Below are 23,929 nucleotides of genomic sequence, written 5' to 3'. Positions count from 1 at the left end.
CGGAAATATCGGGGGCGCTTGCGTGAAACCTATTCGATTGATGGCTGGCTTCTTCACAGTCGGCCTTTGGACGTTGCTATCGCGGGTCTTGGGCTTTTCGCGCGACATCATGATGGCCGCGTTCTTGGGCACTGGCCCCGTTGCCGAAGCGTTCTTGATCGCGCTGTCCTTGCCGAATATGTTCCGCAGGTTTTTTGCCGAAGGTGCTTTCAACATGGCCTTTGTGCCGATGTTTTCTAAAAAGCTGGAAGCAGACGATGATCCCCTGACCTTTGCACAAGATGCATTCGCAGGGCTCGGGTTCATCCTGCTCATTTTCACCGGCATCGCTGTCGCGTTTATGCCTGCGCTTGTGACCTTGATGGCCGCAGGATTTCGCGGCGATGTCCGGTTTGAGCTCGCCGTTGCCTACGGACAAGTGGCGTTCCCGTATATTCTGTTCATATCGCTCGCCGCCCTTCTTTCAGGCGTCTTGAACGCGACGGGGCGCTTTGTTGCTGCGGCAGCGGCGCCTGTCCTGTTGAACATTTTCTTTGTCATCACAATGTTGGTGATGTGGGTGTTCGGCCCTGCGACCTTTACCGACGGGGCCTATCAATTCGATGCGACCGTGGGCTTTGGGCGCGCCTTGGCATGGGCTGTCCCATTTGCAGGAATCGCGCAGGTCGCATTGGTCTGGGTCGCCGCCAAGCGTGCAGGTTTCCCTATGGCGCTACGGATGCCGCGCCTGACGCCTGACCTGAAACGGCTTGCGATTATTGCGGTGCCAGCGGTGCTGGCGGGCGGCGTACTGCAGATCAATCTGCTCGTGGGGCGTCAGGTGGCAAGCACCTTTGACGGCGCGATTGCGTGGCTCAGCTATGCGGATCGGTTGTACCAGCTGCCGCTGGGTGTGATTGCGATCGCGATTGGGGTCGTGCTGTTGCCTGATTTGTCCCGCCGCTTGCAAGCGGGTGACGAAGCCGGTGGGCAAGATGCCTTTAACCGCGCGTCTGAGATTGCGTTGGCATTAACTATTCCTGCAGCCATCGCGCTGATCGTCATCCCGATCCCATTAGTATCGGTCCTGTTCGAACGCGGCGCGTTTACCCAAAGCGACACGGCTGCGACTGCCTTGGCCGTTGCTATCTACGGTCTCGGGTTGCCTGCATTCGTACTGCAGAAGGCCCTGCAGCCGTTGTTCTACGCGCGTGGCGACACGAAGCGGCCGTTCTACTATGCTCTTGTCGCAATGGTCCTGAACGCTGTGCTTGCGTATGGATTGCGCGACTATATCGGATTTATCGCGGCAGCCGTCGGTACGTCACTGACAAGCTGGGCGATGGTTGGGCAGCTGTGGTGGGGGGCACGCGGGATGGGCAAATCTGCGCAATTCGATGCGCGTTTCAAACGGCGCATTTGGCGGATTATCGTAGCCGCGTGTTTGATGGGCGTCGTCCTGTTTGGCGTCGCTTGGGCTTTGCAGCCTTTGTTGGCTGCGGGTGGATTGCGCATGATCGGGTTGTTGATCCTCGTCGTCGCGGGGATCGTGAGCTATTTCGCAATTGGGCAGATCATTGGTGCGTTCAGGCTTGCTGAATTCAAGGCAGCGATGCGTCGCTCCAAGTAGAACCTAATTGTCGGCCCTGTTCACGCCACCCGGTGTAGGTTGCGGCAATGTTTGCAGGGTCGGCGGCAAGGCCAGTTCTTTTGCGATCTCTAGATTATTTTCAACAGAGGTGATCGTGACCGCCCCGAAATCGCGGATCGGAGTCGCAGGACCGCTTGAACATGCGGCAAGTGCCAAAAGTGTGACGCTTGCCAGTATAATTGCACGCATTGCCGTTCCTTAAGTCTTTGGTGATGCGTGTTTAGCGCAGGAATGCGCCCGCGTCACGATCTCTTTGTGCCGCGTTTTTTGGACGGCTTAGAACCGCCGTCTTCTGATAGGAATGCGAGGCCAATTGCACCAGCAAAGATCGCGATGTCTGCGACGTTAAATGCATAGGGGTTGTCGATGCCACAGCAAGACATGTTCAGGAAGTCGGCGACCGCCCCATAGATAACCCGATCAACGACGTTACCAATGGCCCCGCCGATCAACAGACCAGCCGCGATCATCATGTTGCGTGTTCCACCTGCACGCCAGAGCCAAACGATGACGCCGACGGAAATCGCAAGTGCGACCCCGATCAACACCCAACGCATGTCGTACCCCGCGCCAAGGCCAAAATTGACCCCACGGTTCCACGCCATGCGGTATTCAAGAAATGGTGGAAAGACGGTGATGCGCCCACCTGGTGCATTGATCAGGCCAAGCCAATGTACGACGTAATATTTCGTCACTTGGTCAATCAGGAAGACCCAGAAAGCTGTCCAAAAAAGCGGGCGCATACGATTTATCCTCAGTGCCGGAAGTGGCGTGTGCCGGTGAAGACCATGGCGATACCCGCCTCGTCTGCGGCTTTGATCACTTCGTCATCGCGCATAGACCCGCCAGGCTGGATGACACAGGTCGCCCCTGCTGCGGCGGCTTCCATCAGGCCATCCGCGAACGGGAAGAACGCGTCAGATGCGACAGCAGAACCGATAGTCAGCGGCTGTGACAGACCCATGGCGTCGGCCATACGTTCCGCTTTCTTCGCAGCGATCAAGGCACTGTCGAGACGTGACATCTGGCCCGCGCCAACACCAACCGTTGCGCCGTCTTTGACGTAGACGATGGCGTTGGATTTGGTGTGTTTCGCGACTTTCCAAGCGAACAGCAGGTCTTTGAGTTGATCGTCGGTCGGTTCAACCTTCGTCACAACCTTCAGGTCTTCGATCCGAAGATCGTCTGTGTCTTTGTCCTGCACCAACATGCCACCCGCGACCTGACGGTAGGCCAATGACTGTTCCTGTGGGTCTGGCAGGCCGTCAGTGGTAAGAAGGCGCAGGTTCTTCTTGGTCGCGAAGATCGCCTTGGCTGCATCGGATGCACCGGGCGCAATCACAACTTCGGTAAAGATTTCGACGATGGCTTTGGCCGTGTCTTCATCAAGCGGTTGGTTCAGCGCGACAATGCCGCCAAACGCAGAGGTGCGGTCGCAGTCGAACGCCTTTGTGTACGCCTCGAGCATTGTCGCACCTTGGCCAACGCCACATGGGTTCGCGTGTTTGATGATCGCAACGGCAGGACCATGGGCCGGATCAAATTCCGCGACTAGCTCAAACGCAGCGTCGGTGTCGTTGATGTTGTTGTAAGACAGCTCTTTGCCCTGATGCTGCTGGGCTGTTGCCACACCCGGACGGTTGGTTCCGTCAGTGTAGAACGCGGCGGACTGGTGGCTGTTTTCACCGTAGCGCATTGTTTGGACGAATGTGCCAGTGAAGGACCGCCGGCGCGGTTCATTGTTGCCAATCGCGCTTGCCATCCATGTGCTGACAGCGGTGTCGTAAGCAGCGGTGCGGCCGTAAGCGATCTGCGCTTGGCGCTGGCGGAATGCGTAAGTGGTCTGGCCGTCGTTCGCGTCGAGTTCAGCACGCAGCGCGGCGTAATCTTCGACGTCCGTCACAACCGTTACAAAAGCGTGGTTCTTGGCGGATGACCGGATCATCGCAGGACCGCCGATATCGATGTTTTCGATGCAAGTGTCGTAATCAGAGCCTTTGGCGACGGCATCTTCAAACGGATACAGGTTGACAACAAGCAGATCGATTGGGCCGATGTTGTGTTCGTCCATCGCTGCGACGTGACCTTCCAGATCGCGCCGTGCGAGCAGCCCGCCATGCACAACCGGGTGCAGCGTCTTCACGCGCCCGTCCATCATTTCGGGAAAGCCTGTGACGTCAGCCACGTCTTTCACGTCCAGCCCCGCATCGCGCAGCGCCTTGGCAGAGCCGCCCGTGGAGAGCAGTTCAACCCCACGCTTGGCAAGATCTTGGCCCAATTCAATCAGGCCAGTTTTATCAGATACAGAAAGAAGCGCGCGGCGCAGTGGTGCGAGATCGGTCATCAGTGTCCCCGTGATGTGTCATCGTAACCGCCCACCGGGTCATTTGGGGTCAGATCACGCACCGCATCGGGCGTGTCTTGTGCTTTGGCCAACGACCAGCGGACGCGCGTCGCATATGCCATTGCGGCGCTGGTTAAAACCACCTGTTGGCTTGCGCGGGGCTTTAATCTGCCATTTTCCAAATAAACTGACGGTTCAAGGCTCAATCTTGCCTGTCCATCGTGCCTGAATATCCAAACTTCACCGGATTTCAGGATTAACGACACGGCGCCACCGCCCAAATCGACGGTCGCGTTGACGTCGGGGTGCAGGTGAAAGCGGATGGTGTAGGGCACGCCGGGACTGGTCCGCGATTGCAGCGCGTCAAAACGGCTTTCGTCGTTTGGCCCCAGTGTGGTTAGCAAATCTTCGCCCACGATCCCGCGACCATCAATGGCGATGTCGATCGTGCGGGCGTGCGTCAGGCCATGTGTGTGGCGGTAACCATCATGGGACAGCTCGATCCGTTTCCCATCATCGAGGTTCGAAAATTCGCATTGCACCAGCTGCGGAACATCGAGCAAAAGTTCGGTCGCGCGGCTGCCTTTGACAGGTGGGGCGAGGCGGGATGATGAATACCCGTTAATCCAAAGCGTTGAATGGGACGGTGTGGCGCGGCCTGCCCTGCGCCAATCTTCGCCAAAACTGCGGCCTGATCCGCATGTCACGATGATCGGGCGGCGACCTGATGTGACTTCGAATGCCAGCGTGCTGGCGTGGGCGTCGCTGGACGCAGGACCGACGGGTGGCGCATCCGCATCGACGATCATCGAAGTCCGGCCTGCGGTAATGCGGGCAAAACCCATATGCAGGTCCCGCTGTTCCGTCGGGGTCACCCGTACGAGCGAATCGGCCAGAGCATGATCAAGGCGGCCATCAATGCCACGCCCGCCGCCATGGAATCGGGCAAGGCTACCGTCCGCATGTCGCAAAGCACGCAGCGTGGGCGCAATCCGTTCTAGCGCGTCGGTGAATTGCCGCGGTGGCGTTTGGCCCACATTTGTTAACGCCTGCGTGGCCCATGTGATGAGTGTGAAAACCTCGAGCAAATGTTCGGGATTTCGCGTAGGTATCCCGCCCATTGCGTCGACCTGCGTATCACAGTCTTCGGCTAGTGCTTTGATCGCAGGTGGCGCGAATTTCTCCATCCCTTCAAGGGCCAGCCCTGCGTAAATGATGCCTGTCAGCGCTTCGAAACGCGCCAAACCCGGTTCAGCGGTGCGCCAGCGTTTTGCCAAGAACAGGGTTTGTTGGCCCAGCGACCGAAAGAACGTGTCGGACTTGGCTTTGTCCTGACCGCGCAAAAGGAACAGGCCGTGGTTGATCCAGCGGATCAGCCGCCGACCTGTCAAATCCGGTGTCCAACCCGGGCCGGTACCATTCCCGAACCGGACGATCCATTCCGACACCCATGCTTGCGCTCGTTCGCGGGCACGCATGTCGCCGACAGCGGCCAGATCATCAAGCCATGCGCAGCCCTGAATTTCTTCGGCCACGCGCATGTTGTCGATGCCAATGTCCCAGATCAACGCGTTGGGTGCTTGGGCGAACGATCCGGCAAACAGAAAATTGCCGCTGATCAGCTGACGACCGCGGGCAAAGTGGCCAATCGTCTTGGGCTCCGGTTGTGACACGAAACCGGTCGCCGGACGTGCGCGGGCGGACCGCCGCGCATGGTAGCGATGCATAAATTCGGTGCGTCGGGCACGCCATGTTTGTGCCTGTTCCACTGGGGGCTGCCTGCTTTGATTTTTGTTGTTGGCCAAACGTTAACCTGACGCGGGGTTTGAGTCACGAAAACTTCGTGGGCAACGGCGACTGAGCTGGAATGGGAAAGAGCTGAATCGCGAATAGGGCGCGTGTCCATCAAGCGGGCACGCGGTCGTGTATCAGCGTCAGATAGCCAAAAGCGATCGAATCTTAACGGGCAGGACCCGATGGAATCGCATAATTAGCGGCGGAAAAGCGCAACAAATCGTTGTCAGCCCGACCAGCCACATAGCTATCAGGCGTCGCAGCGCAAGCGCTCAGCAAACTCGCTGAGACTAACGCCAGCATGGTTAGCAAGCGTGTCATGAAACTACTCCTCATTTCCCACATCTTACGTGTGGTGAGGTTAATATAGTCTTTTCGACGGCGTCTGTTGAGTCTGCAATTTTAACCAAATCGTTCCAGTGTCATTTCTGCATAGTGGCCACGATAGCGCCTCAACCTTTAAGAATTTGTCACCACGTCGGTTTTAGCACTTTCAAGGTCGGATGGTTCTGTCTTGCCAGCGTCGATTGCGACACATTGGGCGAAAGTACATTCTGCGGAGCATCGCCATGAAAACTACTGTCAAAGCCTTGGTTGTTGGGGGCGGTGCAGTCGGCACATCAATTGCCTATCACCTTGCGAAAGCGGGTTGGGATGATGTGATGTTGTTGGAACGGGATGAACTGACATCCGGTTCAACATGGCATGCAGCGGGTTTGCTACCGCTGTTTAACATGTCCTATGCGACCACACACATTCACAAATATTCCGTCGACTTTTACAAAGAACTGGAGGCCGAGACAGGGCTGAACGCCGGTTTTGCAGTCGTTGGCAACCTTCGCATGGCGCAGACGCAGGAACGCATGGACGAATACATGCTTTATGCGTCGACGGCTGAAACTTGCGATGTGCCATACGAATGGATGACACCCGATCAGATCAAGGCGAAATGGCCGCTGATCAAGACCGACGATCTGAAAGGTGCGCTTTACCACAACACCGACGGCTACATTAATCCGGCCGATGTGACCCAAGCGATGGCCAAGGGTGCCCGCCAACGTGGCGTAACGATTGAACGCAAATGGCAGGCCGATGCGTTTCACTGGAACGGCAATGCGTGGGAAGTCACCTGCACGAAGATGGTTGAAAAGGGTGGTAACCTGATCCCGTCAGACGAACAGGTTGTGATCACGGCGGAACATGTCGTCACCGCGTCGGGCAATCACGCACAGACCACGGCGAATAAACTCGGCATCAAAATCCCTGCGATCCCCGTTGAGCACCAGTTCATCGTGATGGATCAGGACCCCGATCTCGTGAAATTCCGTGCCGAAGGGAACGTTGAACATCCCGTGATCCGCGACGCTGACGCGCAATCCTATGTCCGCGAAGAACGCGGCGGCTGGATTTTGGGCGTCTACGAGAAAAACGCGCCTGCCGTGTTTGAATACGGCGTGCCCGATGCGTTCCGCGCTGATCTTTTCCCGCTCGATCTGGAGCGGATCGAGGATCAATATATGGCCATGATCCACCGCATCCCGTCATGCGAGGAAAGCGGTCTGAAGGATGATTTTAACGGCCCGATTTGCTACACCCCTGACGGTAATCCGCTGGTTGGACCAGCCCCCGGTTTGCACAATATGTGGCTTGCCGAAGGGTTTTCCTTTGGCATCACCGCAGCCGGCGGCACGGGGTATTACCTCGCTCAAATGATGGTCGACGGCGAGGCCGAGATCGACATGGCGTCACTTGATCCCAAACGCTACGGCGATTGGATGACGACGGAATTCGCGGCGCGCAAGAACGAAGAATGCTACGACCACGTCTACATCCTGCACCATCCTGATGAAGAACGGCCTGCCTGCCGCCCGCTGCGCACATCACCCGCCTATGACCGCCAAGCAGCACGCGGCGCGCAATTCGGGTTCGTGAACGGGTGGGAACGGCCAAACTACTTTGCGCCACTGGGGTTCAACGACCACGACGCGCGGTCCTTCCGGCGTGGCGATTGGTGGCAATACGCGGTGGAAGAGGCGAAAGCGATCCGTGAAGGAGTCGGCCTGATTGATGCAACAGCCTTTACTAAACACCGGATTTCCGGGCAGGGGGCTGCAGCGTTCCTTGATTGGTTTACCACTAACAAACTGCCGAAAGTGGGCCGGATCAACCTGACATACGCGCTGACATCGCACGGCACAACGCGGACAGAATACACCATCGTGCGCATTGCGGAGGATGATTTTTATCTTGTCTCCGCAGGGGCTTGGCACGCTTACGACCAGGATTATCTCTACAAAGCGATCATGGAGAAAGAGCCGGAATTTGGCCGCATCAATGAAGAGGACGTGACGACGAAATACGGCGTCTTTGCCATCGCAGGGCCAAAATCGCGGGACGTGCTGCTGGACGTAATCAAAGACGCAGAACCGGAAACAGCACTGTCCAACAAACGTTTCCCATGGCTGTCATCCAAAAAGATCGAATTGGGTATGTGTCCGGTGAACGCGATCCGCGTGGCTTATACAGGCGAACTCGGTTGGGAATTGCACCACCCGATCGAAATGCAGAACTACTTGTTCGATTTGCTCGAAAAAGCGGGTGAAAAGCACGGCATGAAGCTGGTCGGGGCGCGGGCGCAAAACTGGTTGCGTCAGGAAAAATCGTATCGCGCTTTTGGCAACGAACTGGGCCGCGATGCGACTCCGGCAGAGGCGGATTTGCCGCGTTTCATTGATCTGAACAAAGATTTTTATGGCAAAGACGCCATGGTCGAAAAAGGCATCCGGTCCAAATGTGTGACACTGCTGATCGACGGGCCGGATGACGCGGATCCGTGGGGGCGCGAGGCGCTTTATGCACAAGACGGCACGCGCGTCGGGCGTTTGACGTCGGGCGGTTATTCAGTCGCTTTCGAAAAGTCCATCGGCCTTGGCTACGTCCGCCCTGAACTGGCAGAGGTCGGGACGACGCTGAAGGTGCGGATGCTCAATGAACTTTGGGACGCAACAATTGTCGAAGACAGTCCTTATGACCCAAAAAACGCTAAAATCCGGGTGGATGGTTAAAGCTGGCCACGCCATCTGGCTTCTTTGGGTCCTTCCAAATCCCCGCCGGAGGCTCCCGCAGGTGCACACAGGTGCTACTCTGCGGGGGCGAGCACCTTTTGCATCACGCCATCTTGGGCAAATGCGTCGTTCAACCCACTCGCCGCCATGCGTTCGGTCCCGATCCGGATCATGCCGCAGGAATTGGACAGGCCCAACACAACATTGCTGGAAAGCGCAGCAGGCATTTGGGTGGTCATGTCGGTGAAATTGACGATTTCGGCGTCAGCGAATTCTTCTAGGGCCGCCAGATAATCCGCAACTGCGGTTGTGCCACCATCGGTGTCGAGGCCGTCCAAGACACACTGCCCCGCGTCCCGAAATTCGGCGTCCCACGACATATCAGGACGCACGTCTTCCAATGACGGAACCCGTGACACATAGAAATCCAACAAGTTGTTGGTCATCTTTTCTGTGCCAGATTCCAACCTTGCCAACGCATTTGCATGTCCATCTGCGAATGCAAAACCGGGAACTGCAGTGAACAGTGCAGAGATAATAAGGGCGCGCATGTCAAAATCCTTTGGGGTCAATCAAAGGTCACTATCAGCATAGGCAGGCCTGCGGACAAGTCGGTGGTGTGATTTTTCTGACTGTAGGTTGATCAGCGTTCTTTGAAATCGATCGCTTTGACTTCACCGTCGTGCAACAGGATTTCGACCCAACGGGGATGCGCGCCGAACTTTTCATAGGCCGTTACAAAGGTTGTGTCGGCGGCAAGTGTATCTATGCGTGCGCCACACGGCGTGCCGTGGCTAACACGACAAACAGACGCTTTGATCGCTTCGTATGCGTTGTCTGTTGCGCTGTAAGGCACGTTCCGGTTCGTGGGTAGATAACGCACAACTTCATGTGTTCCGACATCGCCGGTTAGACTTAGCGCTGCTGAAAACTGACGGGCGCATCCGTCATCAAATCCCGTGATGTAATGCGCCCGCATAGATGTGCCATTTGTGCCGGAATCGTAGATTTTGTAGCCGCTGATGTTGGCGACTTCGGTACCAAGACCGCCACGGGGGGCATCACACACCGTCGCAATTTCGCCGTAAGCCACGCTTTCGCCGAACGGGATGATTTGCGCATCAGGGCCAGTGCGCGGCGCAGGAGCGCGATTTGTGCTTCCGCCATTGCCGCTGAAGAGCCCCGATAGGAAACCACCGCCTTGCGTCTCAGCTGGCGTAGCCGCCAGCGCTAGTGCCGCGGCGACGGCGTCTTCTTGTGACGTGCCTTCAGGAAGCGCAACGTCGCTAAGACTTTCGATGCTAGGTTCTGCTGGGGCAGGTTTGCTTGCCGGTACGCCTGAACAGCCCGCTACAAACGCACAAGTGCCTAGAATTGCTGCAAATCGCAGGTGCATGCCCAAAATCCCCATTTGTCCCAGCGCTGTCTTTACGCGATTTAGCGGGCACCTGTCTATCTAGCTGTTTGGATAAGGCAAAAACGTGCCGTCACACTTCTTCGACTTCGATCACACCGTTCAGTGACCGCAGCGCACCCTTGATTTGCGGGTTCACTGGGAAATTTTGACCAAGATCGATCTCGACTTCTCCCGGCAAATCTGCGCCCATCAGACAGAAATAGACTGGTCCGCGTCCGCCTTTCACACCGTCACGGCTGGCGTTTTCGAGGATCGTTGCAACCGATGGAATGGCATCAGGTGCATCAAGGAAAACCCGCAACCCGCTACTGCCCGCATCCGCCACCGCGTTGTCGATGGGGGCGACGGACCGGCCGAGCAATTTCAGCTGATCGGATTCCATTGTCGCCTCTGCCTGAATGACGACCTGCGACCCTGTTTCGAGATGTTCGCGGGCAGTTTCCAACGTGTCCGAGAAGATCGTGATCTCGTATTGCCCTGTCGGATCGGACAGTTGCGCAAATGCAAAACGGTTGCCGCGTGCCGATTTGCGTTCCTGCCGCCCTGACACGGTACCGGCCATTTTGACGATGCACGCGCCGCGTTCTGCCTTGGCTGTGACTTCGTCCAATGTCAGCACGCCTTTGCGTTTCAGCGCAGCCATGTAGTCATCAAGCGGGTGGCCGGACAGATAGAAACCGATGGCCTTGAATTCTTCAGCCAGCCGTTCTGCGGGCAACCAATCGTCGCCGCTTGCGATGCGGGGTTCGGGCAGGTCGTCGCCAGCTTCGCCGAACAAGGACACTTGGTTCGACGTCTTTTGTTCGTGGATCGCAGCGGAATAGGCCACAAGCGGATCGAGCGACCGGAACACGCGTTGGCGATTGCCGTCCAAAACGTCGAATGCACCTGCACGGGCGAGCATTTCAAGCGGACGCTTGCCGACCCGTTTCAGATCAACGCGCCGCGCGAAATCGAACAGATTCACAAATTCGCGTCCGTCGCGGCCATCCACGATCAGCTTCATCGCCTCCACACCGACGTTTTTCAACGCGCCCAGCCCGTAGACCAGTTTCTGATCACGCACGTCGAACGTCGCCTCTGACCGGTTCACGCAGGGCGGGATGTAGTCGATCGACAGGCCTTTTTTGACCTCTTGGAAATAGACCGCCAGCTTGTCAGTCAGGTGGATATCGCAGTTCATGACCCCCGCCATGAATTCGACTGGGTGGTTCGCTTTCAGCCATGCTGTTTGGTAGCTGACCACCGCATAGGCCGCCGCGTGCGATTTGTTGAAGCCGTAGTTCGCGAACTTTTCGAGAAGGTCGAAAACCTCAGAGGCTTTCTTTTTGTCGACGCCGTTTTCCATCGCCCCTTTTTCGAACTTGGGACGTTCTTTGGCCATTTCTTCGGCGATTTTCTTACCCATCGCACGGCGCAGAAGGTCAGCGCCGCCAAGCGAATAGCCCGCCATGACCTGCGCGATCTGCATCACCTGTTCTTGGTAAACGATGATGCCTTGGGTTTCGGCGAGCAGATAGTCGATGGATTCGTGAACGGATTCGATCTCCTTCTGCCCGTTCTTGACCTCGCAATAGGTTGGGATGTTCTCCATCGGGCCGGGCCGGTAGAGCGCCACGAGCGCCACGATGTCTTCGATACAGTTGGGCTTCATGCGCTTGAGCGCGTCCATCATGCCGCTGGATTCCACCTGAAACACGGCGACGGTTTTGGCGGATGAATACAGCGCGTAGGATTTTTCGTCATCGAGCGGGATGGTCCCGATGTCGTTGATCAGGCCTTCCGGTGGCTGGAACAGTTCGTCTCCGCCCGCATTCACATGCAGCGGACGCCCTGATTTTACCACAAGGTTCACAGCGTTCTGAATGACGGTCAGGGTTTTCAGGCCCAAGAAGTCGAACTTCACCAGACCCGCTTGTTCCACCCATTTCATGTTGAACTGGGTCGCAGGCATGTCGGATCGTGGATCTTGGTACAGCGGCACCAATTCATCGAGCGGACGGTCGCCGATCACAACACCCGCCGCGTGGGTGGATGCGTTCCGCAGCAGGCCTTCGACCTGTTGGGCGTAGGTCAGCAGACGGTCGACGACTTCTTCGTTGTTGGCCTCTTCGCGCAGACGCGGTTCATCGGCGAGCGCCTTTTCAATCGATACCGGTTTGACGCCCTCAACGGGGATCATTTTCGACAGGCGATCCACCTGACCATAAGGCATCTGCAATACGCGCCCCACGTCACGCACTGCGGCTTTGGACAGCAGCGCACCAAAGGTGATGATCTGCCCCACTTTGTCGCGCCCGTATTTTTCCTGCACGAAACGAATGACTTCTTCACGACGGTCCATGCAAAAGTCGATATCGAAGTCGGGCATGGAAACCCGTTCGGGGTTCAAGAACCGCTCGAACAGCAGCGAATAGCGTAGCGGATCAAGGTCGGTGATCAGTAGCGCATAGGCCACGAGCGACCCCGCACCGGACCCTCGGCCCGGACCCACGGGGATACCTTGATCCTTCGCCCATTTGATAAAGTCGGCAACGATCAGGAAATAGCCGGGGAACCCCATGCCCTCAATAATGCCGAGTTCGAATTCGAGCCGGTCTTCGTATTCTTTAACCTCTGCGGCATGCGGGATCACGGCGAGGCGGGCTTTCAGACCTTCCTGTGCCTGACGGCGCAATTCCGCGACCTCGTCGTCAGCAAATTTCGGCAGGATCGGGTCACGTTTGTACGTCTTGAAGGCGCAGCGTTTGGCGATCTCGATTGTGTTCTCAATCGCCTCAGGGAGGTCGGCAAACAGCGTGACCATTTCCTGCGGTGTTTTCATGTAATGCTGCGGGGTCAGCCTACGACGGTCTTCCTGTTGGTCAACATAGGCGCCTTCCGAGATACAGATCAGCGCGTCATGCGCTTCGTACAGTTCGGATTTCGGGAAATAGACATCGTTGGTGGCGACCAGCGGAATGCCTTTGGCATAAGCCATTTCTACATGCCCGCGCTCCGATTGCTTTTCCGCGTCGGTCAGCCCGTTTTCACCGGGATGCCGTTGCAGTTCGACATAAAGGTTATCGCCGTAGATGTCCTGAAACTGGTCCATTAACAACTCGGCCTTAGGCCGCTGACCCTGTCGCAACAGCCGTCCGAACGGACCGTCAGGGCCGCCGGTCAGACAGATCAAACCGTCGCTGAATTCCGCCAATTCTTGCACATCGACCTGTGGGACTTCGTTGCCTTGATCAAGGTAGGCGCATGAATTGATTTTCATCAGGTTCATGTAACCCGCTTCTGATTTGGCCAGCAGCACGATGGGCGCGGGGGCTTCCGGTTTTTTGCCGGGATCGGGTTTTGTGTAGCGAATATCGACCTGACAGCCGACGATAGGCTGAATGCCTGCTTTCGACGCGTATTCGGAAAACTCCAATGCCGCGAACATATTGTTCGAATCGGTGACCGCGACTGCCGGCATATCCATGCCAGCGGCGAGGCCGATCAGTTTCTTAACCGGAACGGCCCCTTCTAGAAGGGAATATTCGGTATGCAGGCGAAGGTGAATAAAGCGGGGATCAGACATGGACTGATCCTATGCCGCGTGGTCGGCAGGGGGAAGGTATGAAACGCAATTGACCATGCGTTCGCAGCGGGAAATAACCGATGCATGGGCTCACATCTGAATGAATTCTTCGCGGCATTGTCCGACCCGACCCGTCGTGCTGTGCTGGAACGGCTTGTGCGTGGGCCCGCAACCGTCAGTGATCTTGCAGCACCACATGATATGGCCTTGCCGACTTTTATGCGGCATTTGGGTGTGTTGGAACGCGCGGGTCTTGTTCGGTCGATCAAGAAAGGACGCGTGCGGACCTGTCACCTTGAACCTGCCCCCTTGCTGGAAGCGCAGGGTTGGCTTGCTTGGCAGCGAACCGTGTGGGAAGGCCAAATCGATGACTAAATGTACATAGTCTGATTGATTTTTGGGCATTTGCCCGTGAAATTCGCATTTAACCTGTGGTCAGTCCCGCGTTTGTCCTTGCCAAACGTCGATATGCGGGCTTTGATCGGTCCAACCCAAGGGGGCAGACGCGTCTACGCCGCATCGACGCTGTGCCAGATCCTACGATGACTTTGGTAAGGCGGCAGGTTTTACATCATGAAAGTTGCGTTTTCTCTGAACGGAGAAGCGATCAGCGTTGAGGCCGCGCCGACGGTCACACTGCTGGATTGGCTGCGCGAGGACCAAGGTCTTTGTGGCACCAAAGAGGGCTGCAATGAAGGCGACTGTGGCGCTTGCACTGTTATGGTCACGGATGCGGATGGCGCACGGGCGCTCAACGCTTGCATCCTGTTTATGCCGCAGTTGGACGGCAAAGCAGTCCGCACGGTGGAAGGATTGGCGAGCCCCGATGGTGAATTGCATCCTGTTCAACAGGCGATGGTTGATCACAACGGATCGCAATGCGGGTTTTGTACACCCGGTTTTGTGATGAGCATGGCAACCGCCCATCGCAATGGTCGCGCGGATCATGATGATCAGCTCGCGGGTAATTTGTGTCGTTGTACGGGCTACGCCCCGATCATTCGCGCGGCGAAAGCGGCAGCGGAGCAGCCTGTTCCCGTTTGGGTCAAAGACACGGCTGATAACACGGCGAAAGCGCCTGACATCAGCTTGAACGATTTCGCGGCATGGTACGCGGATAACCCAGATGCGACGCTGGTCGCCGGTGCAACGGATGTAGGGTTGTGGGTGACAAAGCAGCTGCGTGAACTGGAAAAGGTCGGTTTTATCGGGCGTTGTCCGGAACTGCGCCAGATCACACGCCACGCCGACCGCGTGACCTTTGGTGCGGGCGTCACGATGACGGATGTGCTGGAAACGATCCGCGATGATTACCCGTCCTACGCTGAAATGATCCGTCGCTACGGATCGGTTCAAGTTCGTAATGCGGCGACGATTGGTGGCAACATCGCGAACGGGTCTCCGATTGGCGATAACCCACCTGCGTTGATCGCACTGGGGGCAACGCTTCACCTGCAATTGCGGGACGTGCCCCGTGACCTGCCGATTGAGGACTTCTTTATCGATTATGGTAAGCAAGATCGCGCGGCGGGCGAACTTGTCACAGGTGTGACACTGCCGTTGGGCGAAGATGCGTTGCGCTGCTACAAGCTGTCGAAACGGTTCGATCAGGATATCTCTGCGGTGTGTGGTGCGTTCAACATCGTCGTCAAAGATGGCGTAGTCGCATCAGCGCGGATCGCCTTTGGGGGCATGGCGGGCACTCCGAAACGAGCCGCGATGGTTGAAGCGGCGTTAGTGAACCAGCCATGGAGCGCGGATACCGTGGAAGCCGCTGCCGCAAAATTCGGAGAAGACTACACCCCGATGACGGACATGCGTGCCTCTGCCGACTATCGCTTGACCGCTGCGCAAAACATGCTGCGTCGCTACTTTGCAGAGACCACTGGCGCCGCCACCAATGTGTTGGAGGTCCAGCCATGAGCGTTGCAAAATCACTGCCCCATGACGCGGCCAAACTGCATGTGACCGGGGCCGCCCGTTACATCGACGATATTCCCACCCCTACAGGGACGCTGCATCTGGCGTTTGGCATGTCTGATGTGGCTTGCGGGACAATCACCGACCTGAATCTAGACAAAGTGCGCGCAGCGGAAGGTGTCGTAGCTGTCCTTACTGCCGATGATCTGCCTTTTGCGAACGATGTGTCCCCATCGGCACATGACGAACCGCTGCTGGCGACTGACGAGGTGCATTACCTTGGTCAGCCTATATTTATGGTCGTGGCCAAATCGCACCTTTTGGCACGTAAAGCGGCGCGTCTTGGTGATGTGGCGATCGACGCGGGCACACCGATTTTGACGATTGAAGACGCACAGGCCGCCGATAGCCGGTTCGAGGATGGTCCGCGTATCTGGCGCAAAGGCGATGTTGATGCTGCTCTGACCGCGGCGACCCACCGTGTGCAAGGCACAATCGACATGGGTGGGCAGGAACATTTCTATCTTGAAGGCCAAGCCGCACTTGCTTTGCCGCAAGACGATAGCGAAATGGTTGTCCATTCTTCCACGCAGCACCCGACTGAAATCCAGCATAAGGTCGCTGAAGCGCTGGGCGTTTCTATGCATGATGTCCGGTGCGAAGTCCGCCGTATGGGCGGTGGTTTTGGCGGCAAGGAAAGTCAGGGCAATGCGTTGGCTGTGGGCTGTGCTGTTGCCGCGCGGCTGACCGGTAAGCCTTGCAAAATGCGGTACGACCGCGACGACGACATGATGATCACCGGTAAACGGCATGACTTTCGGATTGATTACGATGCGGGATTTGATGCTGACGGACGGTTAACGGGCGTTGATTTTACGCAGGCCACGCGGTGTGGCTGGGCGCTTGATCTGTCAATTCCTGTGGCCGACCGTGCGATGTTGCATGCCGATAATGCTTACCACCTGCCTGCCGCGCGGATCACGTCGCACCGCTATAAAACCAACACCCAATCTGCGACAGCCTATCGCGGGTTTGGCGGCCCGCAAGGTGTGTTGGGGATTGAACGGGTGATGGATCATATTGCCGATACACTTGACCTTGATCCTGTGATCGTGCGCCAGCGGAATTATTATGCCGAGATGGCGCAGAATGTGCCTGCGGCACATGGGGGGCTGTCTGCCTCCAGCACCCCCGAGGATATTTCCGACCAAAAGAAGGGGCGCGGTGTGCCATTTGGTGGCGCACATTCCCCGAAACCTGTCTTGCAGACTACGCCCTACGGCATGGAGGTGAAGGATTTCATTCTGCATGGGATGACGGATGCATTGTTGGAAAGCGCAGACTATGCGGCGCGGCGTGCCGCGATTGATCAATTCAATGCTGAGAACAGTGTTCTAAAGCGTGGCATTGCCTTTTCACCGGTGAAATTCGGAATTTCCTTTACCCTGACCCACCTCAACCAAGCCGGTGCGCTGGTGCATGTGTATCAAGACGGGTCGATCCGGATGAACCATGGTGGCACCGAGATGGGGCAGGGGCTTTTTCAAAAAGTGGCTCAAGTTGCCGCGTCCCGCTTTGGCGTCGATGTGGATGTCGTGAAGATCACGGCGACGGATACGGGGAAGGTTCCAAATACCTCCGCGACTGCCGCGTCATCTGGGACCGATCTGAACGGGATGGCTGTGCAGATTGCCTGTGATACGATCCGTGACCGAATTGCTGACTGTGTGGCTGGGGTGCATGGGGTTGAGGTCGCAGATGTCGTGTTTGCAGATGGTCAGGTGCGTGCGGGCGATGTGGTCATGACCTTCGCCGAAGCTGCGACGCTGGCCTATACCAACCGCGTCAGCCTGTCTGCGACAGGGTATTACAAAACGCCGGAACTGGAATGGGACCGGATCAAGGGCCAAGGGCGGCCGTTCTTCTACTTTGCGCATGGCTGTGCCGTGACCGAGGTCGTCATCGACACGCTGACAGGCGAAAACCGGATTCTGCGGGCCGATGTGCTGCATGATGCGGGCGCGTCGCTGAACCCTGATTTGGACATTGGACAGGTGGAAGGCGGTTATGTGCAAGGGGCCGGGTGGCTGACGACGGAAGAGCTTGTTTGGGACGGTAAGGGCCGGCTGCGCACCCATGCGCCTGCGACCTACAAAATACCGGCCTGTTCGGATCGCCCTGATATTTTCAACGTCGCACTTTGGGACCAACCGAACCCTGCGCAAACCGTGTATCGGTCAAAAGCCGTGGGTGAACCGCCATTTATGTTAGGGATTTCTGCGTTCTTGGCGCTGTCTAACGCTGTGTCTGCCTGTGGTGATGCCTATCCCGCATTGGATGCGCCTGCGACGGCAGAAACCGTCTTGGCGGCTGTGAACCGTGTGCGCAATGGCTGATCGCGATCAAATCACCGTCAGTGTTGTGCGGGTCCAAGGGTCCGCACCACGCGATGTGGGCACGATGATGCGTGTTTATGCGCAGGGCCAAGACGGCACGATTGGTGGCGGTGCGCTAGAATATGAAGCGGCCACGATCGCGCGCGATATGTTGGCGGGCGACGCGCAACATATGCAGCGGGTGATGCCGTTGGGGCCTGATCTGGGGCAATGTTGTGGGGGAACCGTGACGCTACATTTTGATCGTGGAGTCGTCGACGCAAGGCTGACAGCGCCTCCGCTTTGGATTTGGGGTGGTGGTCATGTGGGTCGCGCGATTGCGCAAGTCATGGCCCCGTTTCAGGATCGTGCAATCACTGTTGTGGATACAACTGCTGACCGGATGCCTGATGATCTGCCAAGTGCGGTGACGCCGTTGGTGGCCGCTGATCCGCTACGGGTTGTGGGTTTGGCGCCTGCAAATGCGGATCACCTGATCCTGACCTATTCGCACGACATTGATCTGGCCCTATGCGACGCGCTGTTGCGGCGCGATTTTGGCAGTGTCGGTTTGATCGGGTCCGACACGAAATGGACGCGGTTTCGCAAGCGCCTGCACGGCATGGGGCATGGGGCTGAACAGGTTGCACGTATTGCGTGCCCTATCGGTGATCCGAGTCTCGGAAAACACCCCCAAGCGATTGCACTTGGCGTCGCAACTGCGATGTTGATCGCACACCGCGTGAAAGAGGAGCGCACCGGATGAGTGACATTTTGCTATCGCTGAAGGGCCTAACAAAGGCCTATCCCGGTGTCGTTGCAAACAGTGTCGTATCTTTTGATATTGAACGCGGCGAAATCCATGCACTGCTGGGCGAAAACGGTGCGGGTAAATCGACGCTCGTGAAAACAATCTACGGCTTGGTGAAACCCGACACTGGCACGATGACCCTGAACGGGGCTGCCTTTACGCCTGCGGAACCGCGTGCGGCGCGTGCGTCAGGTGTGGCGATGGTGTTTCAGCATTTTTCGCTGTTTGACGCGATGAACGTGGCTGAAAACATCGCGCTGGGCATGGAAAACCCGCCCCCACAACGTGAAATCGCGGCGCGTGTGCGTGAGGTATCCGAGAAATACGGTCTGCCGCTCGATCCAAGTCGGATTGTGGGCGAATTGTCTGCAGGTGAACGCCAACGCGTTGAGATCATTCGCTGTCTTTTGCAGGATCCGAAGCTGTTGATCATGGATGAACCGACGTCGGTGCTGACCCCGCAAGAGGTTGATATCCTGTTTGAAACGCTGCGCAAGCTGTCGGCGGAAGGCACTGCGATCCTTTATATCTCGCATAAGCTGGAGGAAATCCGCGCCCTGTGTGATCGCGCGACCGTGCTGCGTTTGGGCGCAGTTGTGGGTGATTGCATTCCGCGTGACACATCGGCACGCGACATGGCTGAACTGATGGTGGGTGCGAAACTGAAAGTCCCAACAAAGGCTGACCGCGCTGTCGGGCGTGGTATTCTGGTGCTGAACGGATTGTCCGCACCGGCACCGCATCAATTCGGGACGCCACTGCGCGACATCAATCTGCGCGTACGTGCGGGCGAGGTGATGGGGATCGGCGGCGTGGCTGGCAACGGTCAAGATGAACTCGTCGCGGCGCTGTCTGGTGAAATGCGCACTGCTGCCGGCATGGTGATGTTGGATGATGCGCCGATTGGTAAACTTGGGCCAAATGCACGGCGTAAGCGCGGGCTGTCCGTTGCCCCTGAAGAACGCAACGGTCATGCGGCGGCCGGCGATATGTCTTTGATTGAAAACGCTGTTCTGACAGGCGCTGTGCGCCAAGACTTAACGGCACGCGGGTTTTTAAGGTGGGGCAGGGCACGTGCTTTTGCGGAAAAGGTCATCGGTGATTTTGATGTGCGGACACCTGACGCCGTGAATACGGCAGGGTCATTGTCCGGCGGGAATTTACAGAAATTTGTCATTGGGCGCGAGATTTTGCAGGCCCCTGACGTGTTGGTTGTGAACCAGCCGACTTGGGGTGTCGATGCCGCCGCTGCAGCCGCGATCCGGCAGGCGTTGCTGGATATGGCGGCGAACGGCGCTGCAGTTGTTGTGATTTCGCAAGACTTGGACGAGCTGATGGAAATATCCGATCATTTCGCGGCATTGAACGAAGGGCGGTTGTCTGAACCGCGTCCTGCGAACGGGCTAACGGTTGAAGAAATCGGTCTGATGCTCGGTGGAGCGCACGACATGGAGGTGGCGCATGTTGACGCGTAACGCAGTGATTTATTTGGAACAGGGGGCGCGGCCATGATCATGCTTGAAAAGCGACCGCAACCGTCGCGGGGATGGACGTTTGCCACACCCGTGTTGGCCGTTGTTTTGACGATGATTGTGGGGGGCGCATTGTTTGCGGTCCTTGGCAATGATCCGATTGAAACGATCCGCGTGATTTTCTTTGATCCGTTATTTTCTGAATTCGCTTGGTATTATCGCCCGCAATTGCTGGTGAAAGGCGCACCATTGGTGCTGATCGCCATTGGGTTGTCGTTCGGGTTTCGGGCCGGTGTGTGGAATATCGGGGCCGAGGGCCAGTATATCGTTGGCGCGATTTGTGGCGCTGCGGTTGGGCTGGCCATGTATCCGGCTGAAAGCATCCTGATCTTCCCTGCGATGGTGATCGCGGGGGCATTGGGCGGGATGCTGTGGGCGATGATCCCGGCCATTTTGCGGGTTAAATTTGGGACAAACGAGATTTTAGTGTCGCTGATGTTGGTCTATGTGGCCGAACAATTGCTGGCGTCGATGGCGCTTGGCGCGTTGCGAAACCCTGACGGGATGGGCTTTCCTGGATCGCGGAACCTTGCGCAATATCCATCGGCTGCAAACCTCGAATTGATCAGCGGGTCAGGCATGCATTGGGGCGTTGTGGCAGCTTTGATCGCTGTGATTTTTGCCTATGTCATGCTGTCCCGCCACATCTTTGGGTTTCAGGTGAAACTATCTGGGCTCGCACCACGTGCCGCTGCATTTTCCGGCGTAAATCCGAGCCGTTTAATTTTGATTTGTATGGCAATTTCAGGCGGGCTTGCCGGATCGGCTGGATTGTTTGAAGTCGCGGGACCTGCAGGGCAGATCAGCATCGATTTCAACGTGGGCTACGGTTTTACCGCGATCATTGTCGCGTTCCTTGGCCGCTTGCATCCGGTGGGAATTCTGCTGGCGGGTGGTCTAATGGCGCTGACGTATATCGGCGGCGAAATTGCGCAGAGCCAGTTGGGCCTTCCGGGGGCGGCGATCCAATTGCTGCAGGGGATGCTGTTGTTCTTCCTGCTGGCCGTGGATGTGCTGACACATTACCGCGTCCGATTTGGCAAAGGGGAGGTCGCGTAATGAACGCTTTTCTGATGAGTGTGGTCGGAGTGACCATATGCTTACTCTTGCCGGGTTTCTTAGTCGTCTTGAATGAAGTGGGGACAGCTCGTTTAGGGGGGCAGATCGGAGTTTATCAATTATTGATTATCGCGGTTTTGATAAATTCGCTAATGGTTGGGTTTTTCATCGCAAGACTTCGAAAGGTTCATGTAGTTAGCGGCGAAAGCTCAGGGAACCTTGGCGGGCTACGCGTCTGCCTGTATTTTGCCAACTTGTTTGGGATAGCGCTGATGAATAACCCGGCTTTGCAGCATATTTTGCGCGGGGGATTGGCGTAATGGATCTGTCATCTATTAACCCGATCCTTTTGCTGGCGTCACTTATGGTCGCTGCTACTCCAATTTTGCTCGCAGCGATTGGGGAACTTGTTGTCGAACGTTCCGGTGTGCTGAACCTTGGTGTCGAAGGTATGATGATCACGGGTGCTGTCTGTGGCTTCATCGTCGCCGTGAACACTGGATCACCATGGCTTGGGTTTATCGGGGCGGCGATTGGCGGGGCGATTTTGGCGTCGCTTTTCGGATTTCTGACCCAGTATCTTTTGTCGAACCAAGTGGCGACGGGCCTTGCGTTGACGCTGTTCGGTCTGGGGCTGAGTGCCCTGATGGGGCAGGGGTATATCGGGATAAAAGCACCTAGCTTTCCAGATTGGCACATTCCGCTGCTGGGCGACATTCCGGTGATCGGTCCGATCGTGTTCCAGCATGATCCGATGGTCTATGTCGGCCTGCTGATCGTGCTTGGAGTCTGGGCGTTTCTGACCTTTAGCCGTGCGGGATTGATCCTGCGGGCGGTGGGTGAAAACCATGATGCGGCCCATGCTTTGGGATACAAGGTCAAACGCGTGCGGATGCTAGCGATCATGTTCGGCGGGGCCTGTGCTGGTCTGGGCGGCGCGTACCTCAGCCTTGTCCGTGTCCCGCAGTGGACCGAAGGGATGACCGCTGGTGCGGGCTGGATTGCATTGGCGATTGTTGTCTTTGCCAGTTGGAAACCGGGGCGTCTTTTGCTGGGTGCTTATTTGTTCGGCGGGGTGACTGTTTTGCAGCTGAACCTGCAAGCCGCTGGCATGGCTATTCCGGTCGAATATCTTTCAATGTCGCCATATCTGGCAACCATTGTGGTTCTGGTTATTATGCGTGCTGGACGCGCACCCGGATCACTGGGCCGAATCTTTCACGCCTCGCGATAGAGGCATACGATCAAGACCACCAACAGGGGAAAAACAATGATCAAATCACTTATGACGGGGGCCACGCTGGCCCTTGGGATGGCGACAGCAGCCTTCGCTGACGGTCATGAAACAACCAAAGTCGGCTTTGTCTACGTTGGCCCAGTGGGCGACGGCGGCTGGACATACGAACACAACGTTGGCCGTTTGGCAGTTGAAGAGCATTTCGGCGGCGCGGTTGAAACCGTCTTCGTGGAAAGCGTTCCAGAAGGCCCAGACGCTGAACGCGTGATGACACAGATGGCGCTGGACGGCGCTGACCTGATCTTCACGACATCCTTTGGTTACATGGATCCGACCATCAACGTCGCGGCCAAGTTCCCAGACGTGAAATTCGAACACGCAACTGGTTACAAACAGGCCGACAACGTGTCCGTTTATTCTGCACGTTTCTATGAAGGTCGCGCAGTTCAGGGCCACATCGCGGGTCACATGACTGAAAGCAACATCGTAGGCTACATCGCGTCCTTCCCAATCCCGGAAGTGATCCGTGGCATCAACTCTGCCTACCTGCACGCCAAAGAAGTAAACCCAGACGTCGAATTCAAAATCGTTTGGGCGTACACATGGTTCGACCCTGCGAAAGAAGCTGAAGCTGCCACCGTTCTGATCGAACAAGGCGCAGACGTTGTTCTGCAGCACACCGATTCCACAGCACCACAGGCTGCTGCACAAGCCGCTGGTAACGTTGTGACATTTGGTCAGGCATCCGACATGGCCGAATTTGGCCCATTCCCACGCGTATCATCCATCATCGACAACTGGTCACCATACTACATCGCCCGCACACAGGCGGTCATGGATGGCACATGGGAAAGCACCAGCACATGGGACGGTATCGCACCAGGCATGGTTGGTATCGGTGAAATCACTGACGCAGTTCCTGCGGACGTGAAGGCATCTGCGGAAGCCATGGTCGAAGCAATGCGCGCGGGCGACTACCACCCGTTCACAGGCCCGATCAACAAGCAAGACGGGTCTGCTTGGTTGGCTGAAGGCGAAGTCGCGTCCGACTACGGTGACGATGGTCTTGCTGGCATGAACTTCTACGTTGAAGGCATCGTGGGCGACGTTCCACAGTAAAACAGTTGCACCGCGACATAATTCTGGGGCCTCTGCAGGAATGCAGGGGCCCTTTTTG

General features: G+C 56.9%; 19 protein-coding genes. 11 read left to right on the top strand and 8 right to left on the bottom strand.

What is annotated here, in order from left to right; translation table 11 throughout:
* Positions 1 to 22: 22 nt before the first annotated feature.
* Positions 23 to 1,609 carry a murein biosynthesis integral membrane protein MurJ gene (murJ, locus tag K3729_17290; GenBank protein UWQ99131.1) on the top strand — a complete coding sequence of 529 codons (1,587 nt, stop codon included), beginning with the start codon at positions 23 to 25 and terminating at the stop codon, positions 1,607 to 1,609.
* Positions 1,610 to 1,612: 3 nt separating this feature from the next.
* On the opposite strand, the gene K3729_17285 is transcribed toward murJ, so the two are convergent.
* From K3729_17285 to K3729_17265, 5 genes are all read right to left on the bottom strand, one after another.
* On the bottom strand, positions 1,613 to 1,819 hold the full coding sequence (locus K3729_17285) for a DUF3035 domain-containing protein (GenBank protein UWQ99130.1): 207 nt from the start codon (positions 1,817 to 1,819) through the stop codon (positions 1,613 to 1,615).
* Between the two features lie 53 nt (positions 1,820 to 1,872).
* Positions 1,873 to 2,373, bottom strand: coding sequence for a signal peptidase II (gene lspA / locus K3729_17280; protein UWQ99129.1), 501 nt, complete (start codon positions 2,371 to 2,373; stop codon positions 1,873 to 1,875).
* A gap of 11 nt (positions 2,374 to 2,384) precedes the next feature.
* Positions 2,385 to 3,974 (bottom strand): bifunctional phosphoribosylaminoimidazolecarboxamide formyltransferase/IMP cyclohydrolase, encoded by a 1,590-nt coding sequence (gene purH / locus K3729_17275; GenBank protein ID UWQ99128.1) that lies wholly within the window; start codon positions 3,972 to 3,974, stop codon positions 2,385 to 2,387.
* Entirely contained in the window at positions 3,974 to 5,701 is a 1,728-nt protein-coding gene (locus tag K3729_17270; GenBank protein UWR01112.1) for a heparinase II/III family protein, read from the bottom strand. Before K3729_17270 ends, purH begins: the two co-directional genes overlap by 1 nt.
* Before the next feature lie 232 nt (positions 5,702 to 5,933).
* The gene (locus K3729_17265; protein UWQ99127.1) at positions 5,934 to 6,089 is read right to left on the bottom strand and encodes a hypothetical protein; all 156 of its coding nucleotides are present in this window, start codon (positions 6,087 to 6,089) and stop codon (positions 5,934 to 5,936) included.
* A 248-nt stretch (positions 6,090 to 6,337) separates the two neighbouring features.
* Here K3729_17265 and K3729_17260 point away from each other — a divergent pair, with 248 nt between their 5' ends.
* Positions 6,338 to 8,833: an FAD-dependent oxidoreductase gene (locus tag K3729_17260; protein UWQ99126.1), complete on the top strand. Its 2,496-nt coding sequence runs from the start codon at positions 6,338 to 6,340 to the stop codon at positions 8,831 to 8,833.
* Between the two features lie 74 nt (positions 8,834 to 8,907).
* On the opposite strand, the gene K3729_17255 is transcribed toward K3729_17260, so the two are convergent.
* The 3 genes from K3729_17255 to dnaE all read right to left on the bottom strand — a co-directional run bounded on the left by K3729_17255 (position 8,908) and on the right by dnaE (position 13,818).
* A complete protein-coding gene (locus K3729_17255; protein UWQ99125.1) occupies positions 8,908 to 9,384 on the bottom strand; it encodes a hypothetical protein in 477 nt (158 codons plus the stop codon).
* A 92-nt stretch (positions 9,385 to 9,476) separates the two neighbouring features.
* Positions 9,477 to 10,229: a hypothetical protein gene (locus tag K3729_17250; GenBank protein ID UWQ99124.1), complete on the bottom strand. Its 753-nt coding sequence runs from the start codon at positions 10,227 to 10,229 to the stop codon at positions 9,477 to 9,479.
* A gap of 91 nt (positions 10,230 to 10,320) precedes the next feature.
* Positions 10,321 to 13,818, bottom strand: a complete 3,498-nt coding sequence (gene dnaE / locus K3729_17245) for a DNA polymerase III subunit alpha (GenBank protein ID UWQ99123.1) — start codon at positions 13,816 to 13,818, stop codon at positions 10,321 to 10,323.
* An 84-nt stretch (positions 13,819 to 13,902) separates the two neighbouring features.
* On the opposite strand from dnaE, the gene K3729_17240 reads away from it, so the two are divergent.
* From K3729_17240 to K3729_17200, 9 genes are all read left to right on the top strand, one after another.
* Complete coding sequence (locus K3729_17240; protein UWQ99122.1) at positions 13,903 to 14,193, top strand: metalloregulator ArsR/SmtB family transcription factor; 291 nt, start codon at positions 13,903 to 13,905, stop codon at positions 14,191 to 14,193.
* A 198-nt stretch (positions 14,194 to 14,391) separates the two neighbouring features.
* On the top strand, positions 14,392 to 15,741 hold the full coding sequence (locus tag K3729_17235; protein ID UWQ99121.1) for a xanthine dehydrogenase small subunit: 1,350 nt from the start codon (positions 14,392 to 14,394) through the stop codon (positions 15,739 to 15,741).
* Positions 15,738 to 18,134 (top strand): xanthine dehydrogenase molybdopterin binding subunit, encoded by a 2,397-nt coding sequence (xdhB, locus tag K3729_17230; GenBank protein ID UWQ99120.1) that lies wholly within the window; start codon positions 15,738 to 15,740, stop codon positions 18,132 to 18,134. The genes K3729_17235 and xdhB overlap by 4 nt, the downstream gene beginning before the upstream one ends.
* The gene (xdhC, locus tag K3729_17225) at positions 18,127 to 18,879 is read left to right on the top strand and encodes a xanthine dehydrogenase accessory protein XdhC (GenBank protein UWQ99119.1); all 753 of its coding nucleotides are present in this window, start codon (positions 18,127 to 18,129) and stop codon (positions 18,877 to 18,879) included. Before xdhB ends, xdhC begins: the two co-directional genes overlap by 8 nt.
* Positions 18,876 to 20,399 carry an ABC transporter ATP-binding protein gene (locus tag K3729_17220; GenBank protein UWQ99118.1) on the top strand — a complete coding sequence of 508 codons (1,524 nt, stop codon included), beginning with the start codon at positions 18,876 to 18,878 and terminating at the stop codon, positions 20,397 to 20,399. Before xdhC ends, K3729_17220 begins: the two co-directional genes overlap by 4 nt.
* A gap of 33 nt (positions 20,400 to 20,432) precedes the next feature.
* Entirely contained in the window at positions 20,433 to 21,515 is a 1,083-nt protein-coding gene (locus K3729_17215; protein ID UWQ99117.1) for an ABC transporter permease, read from the top strand.
* Positions 21,515 to 21,835 carry a hypothetical protein gene (locus K3729_17210; GenBank protein UWQ99116.1) on the top strand — a complete coding sequence of 107 codons (321 nt, stop codon included), beginning with the start codon at positions 21,515 to 21,517 and terminating at the stop codon, positions 21,833 to 21,835. Before K3729_17215 ends, K3729_17210 begins: the two co-directional genes overlap by 1 nt.
* Positions 21,835 to 22,749 (top strand): ABC transporter permease, encoded by a 915-nt coding sequence (locus tag K3729_17205; GenBank protein UWQ99115.1) that lies wholly within the window; start codon positions 21,835 to 21,837, stop codon positions 22,747 to 22,749. The genes K3729_17210 and K3729_17205 overlap by 1 nt, the downstream gene beginning before the upstream one ends.
* A gap of 36 nt (positions 22,750 to 22,785) precedes the next feature.
* Positions 22,786 to 23,871, top strand: a complete 1,086-nt coding sequence (locus tag K3729_17200; protein UWQ99114.1) for a BMP family ABC transporter substrate-binding protein — start codon at positions 22,786 to 22,788, stop codon at positions 23,869 to 23,871.
* Positions 23,872 to 23,929: the final 58 nt, after the last annotated feature.

The organism is Rhodobacteraceae bacterium S2214, assembly GCA_025141675.1.
GTDB lineage: Bacteria > Pseudomonadota > Alphaproteobacteria > Rhodobacterales > Rhodobacteraceae > Yoonia.
This window is presented reverse-complemented; position numbering and strand designations above follow the sequence as displayed.